Here is a 14,238-nt window from a genome sequence, read left to right as displayed (position 1 = left end):
TAAATGTACGCGATTCCTTTTATCGTTTCAAAGTAAAATGGTTGAAATATTCTCTACCATCTTGTAATTTTACAGCAAACCAATAATCATCATTTGGCAATTTTTTTCCATTAAAGGTGCCGTCCCAACCAGGACTAGTAGGGCTTATCTGTTTAATAAGTTTACCATAACGATTGTATATTCTAATGGTAGTATTGGGTTGTATGGTTTCCGAAACACCAGAGATTTGCCAAGTATCATGAAAGCCATCATTATTAGGAGTAAAGTATGGTGGGAAACCAATTAATGCAACAGACTGTTTTTCGATACCACAACTGTTTTTATCTCTAACATAAACGGTATGTAAACCTCCATCAATAGCTAGAAATGTATTGCTATCTTGATATGGTCCTGTGATATCGTCTAGTGCATATTCATAATCTCCAAGTCCAATAGCTGTAATGTTTATAGAGTTGTTATTGAATATTTCAATAGGAGGAATAGTAGCAATACTTGAGGTGTTTGTAGTTATCGTTCTATCGGAATAACAACCTTCAGGATTTTCGGGAGAAATAGAAGATAGGTTTGTAATTCGAACCGTATAAATGCCGGATTGTGTGACTTGAATTTCCGGTGTGGTTTGTAAGGTTTCTAACCATAAAAAGGAATAATCACTTAATATACCAGGAAGATTTCCTACCGTTAAAGTGATAAAATCATCTTCTGAATTTTCACAAAAAAATACCGTTTCCGTTTCTTCAATATCGGGTATGGTATTAGAAATTAATTCTAGCTGACTGATGCTATAACAATCACCAAAAATGTTATTTTCTAATCTTACATAAATGGTATTCAGGTTGGAAGTGTTTTCGTAATTGGTAATATTGAAAATTGCGTTTGTACTATCTTCAGCATCCGTAAGGTTTTCAAAAAAGGAAATATTGTTATTTGTAGCGCCAATTGGTATCGCAGATAATAAGTCGTACGTTGCTTGTTCTAGAGGTAACACGCAACTTAGTAATGGGTTTAAATTTAATATTGGCGGTGCTTGTGAAATATTTAAATTTCTATATATGGTTTGTATTTCACCAGCTGTATCTATAGAAATAGTTACTGTGTAATCTCCAGGGTTGGAGTATACATGAGTAGGATTGGTTAAAGTGGAGGTATTGTCTGTTCCAGATACGGGATCTCCAAAATCCCAAGTAATATTATTTATTATAGAAGAGGCGTCTATTTCAAAAGAGGTGGTATCTCCATAGCATGTATTTGTGAATACATTGGTTGCAAAAAAGTAGGATTGTATAAAAGGAGGTAGGCCAAACTGACTAACATTTCCATTAAGGTATATACCATCTGAGATGTAATTTGCGGCTAAGCCAATTTCATTAGGATCTGTAATTACGCCAAGGTATTGAGAGCCATGTTTTGCAACATAAATTCTTCCATCTAAAGCTTGCTGTAAAGCTCCTAAATTAATGTTTTCTTGAACAATTATTATGTCAGAATTAACAATAGCAGTTTCTGTAAAAGGGTTTAAGTTATATTGATGGATTTTAGAACTGTTGCTGTCTCTGTCAATTTCGGAGATGTATAGTAAATTACTGTCAGGAGAAAACTCACAGCCATAAGGGCCAAAATTATCGGAAGTATAATTTGAAATTGTAATCGGATTTGTTAAAATACCTGTAGAAGCATCAAAGTCAAAAATCTGTGTTTCGTTATTCTCATAAGATTTTACACAGGCTATTTTTTGTCCATTCGGAGATGCTTTTAAATAACCAATACTATTATTTACGGCACTATGCATTGAGCCAACAGCACTAATAATAGGAGTAGTGTTAATTCCGGAATTAGAAATTAGATACGCAATAAATTCATTACTATTCCATTTATGACTTATTACCCAAATGTCTACACCATTAGCATGCTCCACAGCAGTTATTTTTTCTGCAGTTGGTGCAATTAAAAGAACATTTTTATTCGATGTTATATCTCCTAAACCATTATCTAAATTTATATCTACTTCCGAATAACGCAAACCATTAACACCAGCTTTGTCATCTACAGTAAAAAGGTAAAAGATATTATTTGAATTTGGTTTTGGAACAATCAGTGCAGACTGTGTACTAGAAAAATCACCTAAAAGACCATTTCCATTAGGCATGACAAGATGGTTTTTGTTCCAAACGGTTATTCCATCCGAATAGAATAAAAGATTACCAAATTTATCAGAAATAGTTGAGCATCCTTCATCTGTTTCTAATTCACCACCAAGAATACTAATAGGAGAACTATTGTTGAAATTTATTCCTGCTTGCTCTCCAAAAAACCAGTTTGCGGCTTCATTTTGCGTATAACTTTTTAAGCTTATCAATAGTAAGCTTAATAAAATAATATGTTTTAAATCCTTGGTCATTATAGCTAGAGTATTAGAAAAAATATAAACTTTACTCGTCTCTTTTATATAGTAATAATAAGTTGATAAACTTTCTGTGCAAAAAAGGTTACTAGGTTAAAGGTAGTATTTTTCTATCAAAAAGGTTTGGTACTAGAATGGAATTTACAGATTATTAGAAAAAGGATGCATTTTCGCTACAAATATTGGGTTTTAAATAAAAAAATAAGTGTTTACAACATGGATTTTGTAAACACTTATAGTAAAAGTTAGTTTGTTTTTAAAGACTTCTTTAATTATAAACAGTTGTTGTGTATGCTTTTAGAAGCATTATCGTTTTAAGGTAAAGTGATTAAAATATTCTCTTCCATCTTGAAGTAATACCGAAAACCAATAATCGTCATTTGGTAAAACATCACCATTAAATGTGCCATCCCAACCTTGTCCAATTGGACTAATTTGCTTTAATAGTTTACCATAACGATCAAATATTTTAATTTTTGAATTTGGCTGAAAAATACTAGAAACACCATAAACTTGCCAGTAATCATTAACACCATCATTATTTGGTGTAAAGAATTTAGGAAAATCTATAACCGAAATTATTTCTTTTTCAACACCACAACCATTTTTAATATCTCTAACGGAAACCGTATAAATTCCTCCAGGAGTTACATTGGTAAATATAGGGCTAGATTGATAATACGTATGTAAACCAGCATCATTAAAAAGGGCATATTCATATTCTCCATCTCCAGAAGCATTAACGGTTATGGTATTATTTGTGCTAGCATCTATAATGTCAACAGAATCAATATTTGCAATACTAGATGGTTCTACAGTAATAGTCCTACTTTTTTCGCAATTATCTGCATTGGTAACGGTTACTGTATAGATTCCTACTTGATTAATCTGAATCTGATTTGTAGTTTCTCCTGTAGACCAAGAATACGTATAATCGTTTGGGTCACCAATCACGCCACTTTCTATTGGAGTTGTTTCCGGATATGCGTTTAAACAATAAAAAGTAGTTTCATCTTCTATAAGTTGCGGAAGCTTATTAATAGTTAGATTCACTTCGCTAATACCATAACATGAATTACCATTTTCTGCTCTTGCATATATGGTATGTGTATACGGATTTGTATTGGGATATGGAGTAGTTAATGCATCCTGCTCTAAAAGCGCATCGTTATAAGTTTCATAGTAGTTTATAGGAAATGTGATACTATTTATAGTTTGCATGTCTGTTGTAAATACATCTAGATCAAAGGCGTTTATTCCATCTTCAGAACCTAATTCGTCACAAGCAGGTTGCGCATTATAATCTAGTATTTGTGTTGTACTTACCTCTAATGTAAGTTTTGCAATGGCAGTACATGTTGTGGTGTTATCTTTTATTAGAGCAAAAACTTCTTGCGGATTAACAGTATTAGGATAGTTAGTTTCATCTAATTCGTTTTGCTCACTTTCAGCATCTGCTAATAAACGATAGTAAGTAACGGAAACATTTGTAGCGCCTCCAGTTAAAGCATCTTCAGCTTCCGTAAGGTTAAATGTTGTAAATCCGTCTGCAATACCATCTTCATCACATTGAATTAAGCTACTATCAAAACGATTTGGTAACGGATTTACAATGACATCAAAAAAGGTAGTGTCATAACACTCTGTATTTAATCTATTTTCAATTCGAACAAAAATTCTTTCTAGAGACGGCGTTTGTGTATAATACGTGTTGGCTAATGGAGTATTTCCACTATCTGCATTTGCCTGCGAATCATGATATGTTACAGCATAGTCTGCTATGTTTTGAGTACCTAAGACTTCCGAATCAAAATCGGTAAGCACAACTTCTATTTGTCCGTTAGTATCATCACCATCCACATTGTCATCACAAGATGTAAAGTTATCTACAAAGTTAGCCGTTGGTGTATTAAATATTCTAGTAGTAAACGAAGTGGTATCGTAGCAACCAGAATAACCTTTGTTTTGTATTCTCGCAAAAATAGTTTGCGGATTATTTTGATTATCATAGGAACCTATGATTTCATTGTCAAAATCATCTGCGTCTTCTTGACTTGCAAAATAATGAACGCTAAAATCGCTGGAAGGCTGCGTTCCTAAAACATCGGCGTCTTGAGAAGTAAAATCAAAAGCCCAAAGGTCATTATTATTGTCATCGCAAACGGCAATATCTAAAGGTTGGTTAGCAACAGGAGGTGTATAATAACTTACAATCGCTTGTCCTTCTTTAGACTCACAATCGTTTCCAGGTATTTCTATTAATACTTCATAATTACCATCTGTATAAACGATTAATTCATTTGGAATTGTTGGAGTTGCAATGGGTACACCATTATTTGTCCAAGAGTAAGTCGCTCCAGGAATAACTTCGGCAGCCAAAGTATAGTTTTCTCCGATACACAATGGTAATTGTATGTTTTGTGTCGTGGAAGTATTATCTATAATATCAATTTTTTCAGAAAAGAAGGAAGAAATAAAAGGCGGTAAACCTTGTCTAGCCAATCTACCATTTAAACTTATTGAATTAGGTGTGTAATTACAATTAACACCTAAAGTATTAGGAGCTTCTATGGTACTTAAATTTGGTAAACCTGTGTCATACGTCCTACTTTCTGTTTTGTATATTTTATTGTCGGGACCTAACTGTAAGGCGCTTCTAAATCCTCGTTTGCTTTCAAGGGTGATTTGACTACCAGCTATGTTTGCTGCTGTTAAATCAAATTGAAGTAAGGCACTTTGATGATTGTTCGGGTTATTGTTATCACTAGAACTTGAACTAGAATAGTCATTATAGGTACTAATATAAAGAATTTCACTATTGGAAGAAAATTCCGCACCATAAGCGTAAGTAGCACCATTAAGCCCCGATGAGTTTATGTTTAATCGTAATGGGTTAGATACAGAGCCATCCGTTACATCAAAATCAAAAATAAATAGGCCTCTACGAATATTTGCCGAAACTAATTTTGTTCCATCTGGGGATAGTTTTAAATAACCTCTTCTTTCAGTTATAATTCCTCCTGTAGTACTAATAGTAGGAGCGGTGTTTACTCCAGTTGGGCTAACTTCAAAAGCATAAAATGTATTGTTATTGGTGTCTGAAGCACCAGAATTTGTAAGCGCATCATTATCGGAATATGCAACTACCCAAATATTACCAGTGGTACAATCTTTAAGAACAGCACTCAGTTTTTCGGAAGCTTTATATAGCAAACGTTGGTTTTTTAAAGTAGTCAAACCTCCTAAACCTCCACCTAAAGTCATGTCTACTTCCGAATAATTAAAACCCCTGTCTGGCTGACTTTGGTAGGTTGTTCCTTGTGTGAAAATATAATAGATATTAGGATCTTCTGGTTTAGGAATTATAATAGCAGATTGTGTACTAGAAGGATTTCCATATAAGTTATTCCCATTTAGCATCACTTGATGGTTTCTATTATACACCGTAATACCATCTGTATAAAACAAAAGGTTTCCGTCATTATCCGAAATACTTGTACAACCTTCGTCTGTTCTTAATAAACCATCTGTTAAAGCGGTTACCGCTCCTGTATTATTATCAAAACTAATACCTGCATTATCACCAAAATACCAGTTAGATGCTTGGTCTTGAGAATAGGTTAGGGAATAGGTTAAAAAAAGGAGGTATAATATTTTTTTCATCTTATATAGCAATAGCTACCAAAGATATTACATTTTTATTTGAATTTAAGAAGGTGAATGTTAAAATGGGCTTTGTATGAAATACTATAGATCTCTATTTTTTAAAATTCTGTAGGATAGAAATAAGAAAATAGCTGTCCAACAAAGTACAATAACAATTTCATACCAATGTACAGCATAATCATAAGTAAGATCCATTTTATCTGGAAACTTAGTCATCATGATACGTTGAAAAGGTTGGTCTATTAGTTTGTACATCGATTTTAAAGGGAAGAAATTCTGAATTTTTTCTGCCAATTCAAAATTAGCTTGCCAAGTAATCAATCCTAAAATAATATACTCAAAAATGTATAAAACAAAAAGGAAAGCAAGCGCGAATGCCGAGCGTTTTACAAGCATACCAAAGAATAAGCATAAAGTGAAAAAACCAACAAGCTTCACAAAATAAGCGATTAGGAAATTAGTTTCTCTAAAAATGATACTTGCTTCGGTGTAACTAGAGTAGTACATACCAATACAAAAAGAGGCTACAGCAATTAAAATAGTTGCTACTAAGGAAAAGAATACAATGGTGTAAAACTTAGAGAGTATAAATTCCTTTTTACTTAAACCATCTATTAAGTTTTGTTTTATAGTCTTATTGCTATACTCATTACCAATCATACTTACTACAACAATGGCGAAAAAGAATTTAAATTGTGCAGCAAAAAACGTGGTGATATGCCAAATGATTGGAAAGTTAAAAATACCTAATTCGCCCAATTCTAATGTGAAAAAGCCAAAGAAATTTATTTTTATAGAAGATAGAATTAATACGGTAAACGGTAAAATAAAAGAAATAAAGATAAGTACTTTACTAGCTCTATTTAATAGTAGTTTTTGTAATTCAAGATTTAATAGTCGTAACATGGGTTTGGTTTTGGATCTGAAACAAGTTCAGTATAAATGGATGAATTAGTTATTGTCTGTAAGCTGAAGAAATTGTTCTTCAAGACTTTCTTTACGTTTTACTAAATGAGATAATACGATGCCTTTTTCAAACATCAATTTATTGAAATCTGTAGCATCCATTGGTGCATTTAAAAAGGCAGTAATTAAACCGTTTTCCACTTTTATGTTTTTAAAAGTAGTATTGCTTTCTAGAAGCTTTATTAAATCTTCTTGTTTTTCGGCTTTTAACTCAAAAAAGCCATGACTGGAAATCATTTCGTCTACACGACCAGAATATAGTTTTTCTCCTTTACGAAGTACCACAACATGCGAGCATACTTTTTCTACCTCGTCGAGTAGGTGAGAAGCTAAAAGAATGGTAGTTCCTTTTGCTGCAATATCTTGTATTATTTTACGTATTTGATGAATCCCTTGTGGATCTAATCCATTTGTAGGCTCATCAAGAATTAATATTTCAGGATCATTTAATAAAGCCGAAGCAATAGCTAGACGTTGTTTCATACCTAAAGAATAGGTGTTGAACTTGTGGTCTTTTCTATCTTCTAAACCAACAACAGCTAGTTTTTCTTCAATTTTACTATAATCAACGCCTTTAATTTTGCAAACCAGTTTTAGGTTTTGAGCAGCTGTCATGTATGGGTAAAAGTTAGGACGCTCAATAATGGCTCCCACTTTTTTTAATGCATCATGTGTAGATACCGTTCCATCAAACCATTTAAAATCTCCTTGCGTTTTGTTTACCACATTTAAGACAATTCCTAATGTTGTAGATTTCCCACTTCCGTTTGGTCCAAGAATACCATAAACGTTTCCTTTTTTTATAGTAAACGAAAGGTCTTTTACTGCTGTGAGATAGCCAAATTTTTTGGTAAGGTTATTAATCGTAAGAATAGATTCCAAAGTATAAAGGTTTGATTAGTTATAGGTAAGACGAGGGAAGCCGAAAATTGTTACAGGTTAAAATGAAAAAGCACCCTAATTATTTAAATTAGGGTGCTTAAAATTTTATAATAGAACTTTATTTAGTTCCAGTTTTCTTCAAAGTCTAGATTGTCATAATCGTTAATATCATAACCATCATCAAACTCGTCAAATTCATCTAAATCTTCACTTTCAAAGTTTTTAATAGGCGCTTCATCCGGAATTTGTCCATGCACAAACATTAAGTTTGGGTAATCTTGTCCTTCGGCTTCCTCTACAATTTCAGCTAGCTCTACATAAAAGGTCCACATGCTTAAAAAGTCGTACACATAAATTAGTTTGGTAGCCATTTCATGTGATACATCGTTAATTGCAGTTTCGTTCATTAAACGCACAGCATTAGCACCTTCGCTAACATCAAACATCGAGATTTCTTCGCCTTGTTCCCAAGTATCATTACTTATGTAAAAGGAAGCCATTTCTAATCCGTCAAAACCAAAAGACTGGGTGATGATGTTATGTAAGTCTTCTAAAGTATCTGTTTCTCGGATTTCTAAATCACGAAAAATATCTTCTTCGGTGTCATTATCTAGTACTACTCTAAATCTGTAAATCATGGTAAAATATTATTTTGCAAAGATACGATTTCCATACTCTAAAAACCAAGAACTAAATTCCAACTTTTGGTATTTTAATTAAAGCGTTTTTTACTTTATCTACTATAACGATGCAGTGTGAATGTCATAGCACTTAATAGGAAAAATGCACCAATTTGATGTGCAACACCTAATACTAATGGTACTTGATATATAATGGTTAGTACACCTAATAAAAATTGAAATCCGACCAATATTAATAAGGAATGGATTGCTATTTTTTGATATCTAGTAGTTGTTTTCTTTTTTGCTTGAAACCATATAATGAATATAAAAAGAACCACTATATAAGCAACTGTTCGATGTATAAACTGAATACCACTTGGGTTTTCAATAAGATTTTTATAAAACGGATGAAGGATATAAACGGTTTCGTGCATAAATTTGCCTTCGTTCATTAAAGGCCAATGGTTATGTAGTAACCCGGCTTTTAAACCAGCTACAAAAGCACCATAAATAATTTGAAAAATTAATAGGATGTAACCAATCCCAATAAGGTTTCTAAACTTTTTGTCGACAGCTTTTTTCTCTGGAAATATTAAATCTAGAGCAACCCATAAGGTTGCTGCAAAAGTTAAAAAGGCTGTGGTTAAATGTGCTGCCAATCTAAAATGACTTACATCTGGTTTATCTACTAATCCGCTTTTTACCATATACCAACCTAAAAAACCTTGAAAACCACCAAGCACAAGCAGTACGATGCATTTTTTTATTGTTTTTTTGGTAAGCTGTTTGGTTGCTAAAAAGTATAAAAATGGAATAATAAAAATCATACCAATTAATCTACCAATGACGCGGTGTAACCATTCCCAGAAATAGATACTTTTAAAATCTTCTAATGTAAAATGAGAATGTAATTTTTGAAATTCTGGATATTGTTGGTATAAAGCAAAAGCTTCTTGCCAAGCCGCTTCTCCAATAGGAGGAATAGTTCCAGTTATTAATTTATAATTAGAGATGGATAAACCAGAATCTGTTAATCTGGTAATACCACCAACTACTACCATAACGAAGATTAATAAACAGCCAGTAAACAGCCAGTAGATTACTTTTTTATTGTCCTTTTTCATTGTTGAATTAATTCTTTTTCAAAACATAAGCTATTTTCCATAGCAACGTATTGACCGTAATTAGGAATAATTTGATACTTGTTTTTTTTATAAAAGGAAACCGCTTCCACTTGTCTAATTCCTGTTTCTAAAATGCAGGTTTTATACTGTAACTCTTTAGCCCAATTTTCTAGTTCCTGTAGTATTTTACCAGCAATGCCATTTCCTCTTGCATCCGGTTTTGTAAACATGCGTTTTATTTCTACGCTACTTGTATGAAATTCTTTAAAAGCACCACAACCAACAGGTTTGTTATCTATGTATGCTACAATAACATGTTGTAAAACATCAATATTATTGTATTGGTTATAGAAGTCGTGTTCTTCTCCGTCTGTTATTTTTAAATAGGCATCTAGTTGTTTTACTAAGTAAACAAAGTCGTTATTTTCAGAATTCGTTCTAACTAAATCCATTTTTTTGTTTTTTTACTTACTGAAAAACTGCCTACTACTCACTTTTTGTTAGTCCTAAACGTTCTCCTTCTTTTAACATTAGCTGAAAAGCGGCATCAAATTCATTCGGTATTTCTCCTTCTAAAATAGCTTCTTTTATCACTTCTTTAATAAGTCCGATTTCTTTGGAAGGCTTTAAATTAAAAGCTTTCATAATTTCTTCACCAGATATTGGTGGTTGAAAATTACGTACACTATCTCTTTCTTCTACTTCTACAATTTTTTCACGAACAATCTTAAAGTTGTTATGATACTTTTTAAATTTATGTGGATTTTTAGTCGTAATATCTGCTTCGCAAAGCGTCATTAAATCGTCTACATATTCACCAGCATCAAAAACCAAACGGCGTACTGCAGAATCGGTAACATCTTGTGCTAATACAATAGGTCTGGAACTCATAAAAACCATTTTTTGGACAAACTTCATTTTGTCATTCAATGGCATTTTTAGTCTTTTAAATAAGCGATACACCATTTTAGAACCTTCAAATTCATGCGAATGAAAGGTCCAACCTACTTTTTTACTAAACCTTTTTGTTGGTGCTTTTCCAATATCATGTAAAAGTGCTGCCCAACGTAACCAAAGGTTATCTGTGTTTGGAGCAATATTATCTACCACCTCTAAAGTGTGGTAAAAATTGTCTTTATGTTTTTGACCATCTACTTCGTCAATTCCTTTTAAAGCAGATAATTCTGGAAGTATGTGTTTTAATAAGCCGGTTTCTTCTAATAATAAGAATCCGATGGAAGGTTTTTTGGATTCTAAAATTTTATTTAGTTCCACAACAATACGCTCTTTGGTAATTATATGTATTCGTTCGTTGTTTCTTTTAATAGCGTCAAGAGAATCTTTTTCAATAATAAAATCCAACTGTGTAGCAAAACGAATAGCTCGCATCATACGCAATGGATCATCACTATAGGTAATATCTGGATTTAATGGCGTTTTAATGATTTTAGCATCTAAATCTTCAATGCCTTGAAAAGGATCTAGAAGGTCTCCAAAATTTTCTTCCGATAAATCTAAAGCAAGTGCATTGATAGTGAAATCTCTTCGGTTTTGGTCGTCTTGTAAGCTTCCATTTTCTACAACGGGGTTTCTGCTGTCTTCGTTATAGGATTCTTTTCTTGCACCAACAAATTCAATTTCAATGTCTTCATAGCGAAGCATTGCTGTACCATAGGTTTTAAATACTTGTACTTTTGGTTGGTTGGGGATGTTTTTTGCTACTTGTTTTGCTAATTCAATGCCGCTACCAATAGCAACAATATCTATATCTTTAGCAGTACCTCGTTCTAAAATAAAATCGCGAACAAAGCCACCAATAACATAGCTATCTAAGTGTAGTTCTTTTGCAGATTGCGAAATGATTTTGAATATTTTATTTTGTAATGCGTGTTTGTAATTCATAAAAAAAATTCCAAAAAACTAAATTCCAAATAACAAATTCACCTATTGAAATTGGATACTTGAAGTTAGCATTTTATTTTCGTATAACTTTAACAATACCATTGCTGCCTAACTTAATAATAGACGATGGTTTTGTTGTTTTTTTTTCGTGGTGCAAATTTACAACATAGTCTACACCTTTTATAATCTCTTGAGGTATTTCTTTAAAGGATTTTGGAGTAGGAGCACCACTAATATTTGCTGAGGTAGATACAATTGCACCATTAAGTTTTCTGCAAATTTGGAAGCAAAATTCATCATCCGGAATTCTTATCGCAATGGTTTTATCTGCTGCAATTAAATTTGGTGCTAGGTTTTGTGCATCATCATAAATGATGGTAATTGGATTTTCGGCAACATCAAAAATGCTTTGTGCAGCGTCGGGTATTCTTTTTATGTACTTAGTTAACATTCTAACGTCTGCAACTAAGCAAATCATCGCTTTAGTTTCTATGCGTTTTTTAAGCTTGTAGATTTTTGCAACAGCTTTCGCATTGCTTGCATCACAGCCAATTCCCCATACCGTATCTGTGGGATAGAGTATGATTCCGCCTTGTTTAAGGATATCAATCGTTTTCTTTATTTCTTGATGCAATTTTTTTTATTACAAATATATTTAAACTAAATAGTCTTTATATAATTACTTTATTTAATTTTTTTAATTTTGAAGAAAAAAGAATATGCATGTTTTAGTAGCAAATAATAAATTAGAGCGCGTTGGAGGTACAGAAACTTTCACCTTTACTTTAATACAAGAATTATTAAAACAAGGGCATCAAGTAGAATATTATACAAGAAGAAAAGGCCAAGTATCTAATAGGATAGAACAAGAATTAGGAGTTGGTTTTAAAACAAGACGTTCGTATGATATTGTTTTTGCAAATCACAATAAAATAGTGAGGTTGTTATATTTTCTAACCAATGCACCAATCATACAAACCATTCATGGTACTACACCAAGAGTCGAAAAGCCATCTATTTTTGCAGATGGATATGTTGCTATATCCGATGAAATAAAAGATTATTTAAAATCGAAATACCAATTAGATGCTACTGTAATTTATAACGGAATTAATTGTCAAAAATATCATGCGATTCATCCTATTCATGAGGAGTTAAAAAGTGTTTTGTCTTTATCTCAAAGTGAAAAAGCAAATGTGTTGCTAAGAGAAGTCTGTAAAGATTTAAATATAGAATTTTTAGAAGCAAACAAGCAAGAAAAAACAATTGTTACTGAAGTTTTAGATATCATTAATCAAGTAGATATGGTTGTAGGTATTGGTAGATCTGCTTATGACGCCATGGCTTGTGGTAGACCCGTTATCATTTTTGATAACAGAAAATACATGGGGAATAAAGGCGATGGTTATGTGCATGAAAATGTAAGTGAAATATTATATAATAATTGCTCTGGAAGAACGTATAATAAAACATACACCAAAGAATTATTAATTGAAGAGTTTAAAAAGTACGATAAAAAAAATGGTGCCTTTTTACGAAACTTTGCCTTAGAACATTTAAATATTGCAAAACAAGTGCCTAAATATTTTGATTTAATATTGGAAAAAAGAATTTCAATATTTAAAAAGTTAATACATAAAAGGCAGTTGTTACTGTTGAAATTAAAACGAAAATAAACCAATTAATACTATTTTATAACCGATGAAAATAACTTTAATTGGACTAGATAAATGGAAGTTTAATCAATTTATTTGTGATGAATTGATGAAACAAAATCACGAAGTGCATCATATTAATTTTGATGCATTTTTATATAAGTATCCTAGCTTCTTTCATAAAGGGATAAATTTCTTTTTGAAAACATTTTTCAACTATAATATGAAACGTGTACACCTAAATAAACATATCCTTAAAAACCTAGAAGCTATTGGGAAACAAGATAAAATCTTAATAATAAAAGGGGATAATTTATCTAAAAAAACATTGAAACACATCAAGAAGAACTATACCAACGAGCTAATTGCTTTTTTTAATGATAGTTTTTCAAGATATCCAAGAATGAAAAAAGTGCAAAATGTTTTTGATACTGTTTTTTCGTTTGAAAGGAAAGATGTGGAACAGTTTGACTTTCATTTTGTAAGTAATTATATTTATTTTCCTATTGAAAAGTTTCATGCCGATAAAGCATTTGAATACGATATTTTTAATATCAGCTCTTTAGATAAGCGTGAAAATACGTTGCCTATTATTGCAAACTATTTTAAATCCCTTTCCATACGGTATAAATTAATAGCTTATACAAGAGATAAAAGCATAACTAAAATAGAAGGAGTAGATTATATTGATAAAAAAATAGAATTGCAGGAAATGGAGAAAATGGTGGATAAATCTAAAACCATGTTAGATATACAAAGACCTAAGCAAGAAGGCTTGTCTTTTAGAGTTTTTGAAGCTTTAGGGAAACATAAAAAATTGATTACTACCAATGCCTCTTTAGCAAGCTATGATTTTTATGATCCAAATAATATCGCTATAATTGATGTAGATAATATGCATGTTTCACCAGATTTCTTTAAAACACCTTATAAGGAAGTAGATGCTGAAATTATTAATAAGTACCACATTTCTAATTGGGTAAATACCGTATTTAATTTAAACTAAGAAGGAGTTGATG

At 31.9% G+C, this 14,238-nt stretch carries 11 protein-coding genes; 2 read left to right on the top strand and 9 right to left on the bottom strand.

Annotation, left to right across the window (positions count from 1 at the left end; all coding sequences use genetic code 11):
• Positions 1–19: 19 nt before the first annotated feature.
• The 9 genes from AMD28_RS17550 to AMD28_RS17510 form a co-directional block, all read right to left on the bottom strand.
• A complete protein-coding gene (locus AMD28_RS17550) occupies positions 20–2,398 on the bottom strand; it encodes a T9SS type B sorting domain-containing protein (protein ID WP_055445448.1) in 2,379 nt (792 codons plus the stop codon).
• A 309-nt stretch (positions 2,399–2,707) separates the two neighbouring features.
• Positions 2,708–6,064 carry a T9SS type B sorting domain-containing protein gene (locus tag AMD28_RS17545; RefSeq protein ID WP_055445447.1) on the bottom strand — a complete coding sequence of 1,119 codons (3,357 nt, stop codon included), beginning with the start codon at positions 6,062–6,064 and terminating at the stop codon, positions 2,708–2,710.
• An 84-nt stretch (positions 6,065–6,148) separates the two neighbouring features.
• Complete coding sequence (locus tag AMD28_RS17540; protein ID WP_055445446.1) at positions 6,149–6,973, bottom strand: ABC transporter permease; 825 nt, start codon at positions 6,971–6,973, stop codon at positions 6,149–6,151.
• A gap of 45 nt (positions 6,974–7,018) precedes the next feature.
• A complete protein-coding gene (locus AMD28_RS17535) occupies positions 7,019–7,915 on the bottom strand; it encodes an ABC transporter ATP-binding protein (RefSeq protein WP_055445445.1) in 897 nt (298 codons plus the stop codon).
• 122 nt (positions 7,916–8,037) lie between these two features.
• Positions 8,038–8,553, bottom strand: a complete 516-nt coding sequence (locus AMD28_RS17530; RefSeq protein ID WP_055445444.1) for an IS1096 element passenger TnpR family protein — start codon at positions 8,551–8,553, stop codon at positions 8,038–8,040.
• A gap of 95 nt (positions 8,554–8,648) precedes the next feature.
• Positions 8,649–9,662, bottom strand: coding sequence for a COX15/CtaA family protein (locus tag AMD28_RS17525; protein WP_055445443.1), 1,014 nt, complete (start codon positions 9,660–9,662; stop codon positions 8,649–8,651).
• The gene (locus AMD28_RS17520) at positions 9,659–10,114 is read right to left on the bottom strand and encodes a GNAT family N-acetyltransferase (RefSeq protein WP_055445442.1); all 456 of its coding nucleotides are present in this window, start codon (positions 10,112–10,114) and stop codon (positions 9,659–9,661) included. The genes AMD28_RS17525 and AMD28_RS17520 overlap by 4 nt, the downstream gene beginning before the upstream one ends.
• 34 nt (positions 10,115–10,148) lie before the next feature.
• The gene (locus AMD28_RS17515) at positions 10,149–11,564 is read right to left on the bottom strand and encodes a CCA tRNA nucleotidyltransferase (RefSeq protein WP_055445441.1); all 1,416 of its coding nucleotides are present in this window, start codon (positions 11,562–11,564) and stop codon (positions 10,149–10,151) included.
• A 73-nt stretch (positions 11,565–11,637) separates the two neighbouring features.
• Positions 11,638–12,198, bottom strand: a complete 561-nt coding sequence (locus AMD28_RS17510; protein ID WP_055445440.1) for an L-threonylcarbamoyladenylate synthase — start codon at positions 12,196–12,198, stop codon at positions 11,638–11,640.
• Between the two features lie 85 nt (positions 12,199–12,283).
• Here AMD28_RS17510 and AMD28_RS17505 point away from each other — a divergent pair, with 85 nt between their 5' ends.
• Together AMD28_RS17505 and AMD28_RS17500 are read left to right on the top strand one after the other, a co-directional pair.
• Complete coding sequence (locus tag AMD28_RS17505) at positions 12,284–13,240, top strand: glycosyltransferase (protein ID WP_055445439.1); 957 nt, start codon at positions 12,284–12,286, stop codon at positions 13,238–13,240.
• Between the two features lie 25 nt (positions 13,241–13,265).
• Positions 13,266–14,225 (top strand): WaaS/CpsH family glycosyltransferase, encoded by a 960-nt coding sequence (locus AMD28_RS17500; protein WP_055445438.1) that lies wholly within the window; start codon positions 13,266–13,268, stop codon positions 14,223–14,225.
• The last annotated feature ends 13 nt before the right edge of the window (positions 14,226–14,238 follow it).

Source organism: Lacinutrix himadriensis (assembly GCF_001418105.1).
GTDB lineage: Bacteria > Bacteroidota > Bacteroidia > Flavobacteriales > Flavobacteriaceae > Oceanihabitans > Oceanihabitans himadriense.
Note: the sequence above shows the minus strand (reverse complement) of the source record. Positions and strands in the feature narration are given on the sequence as shown.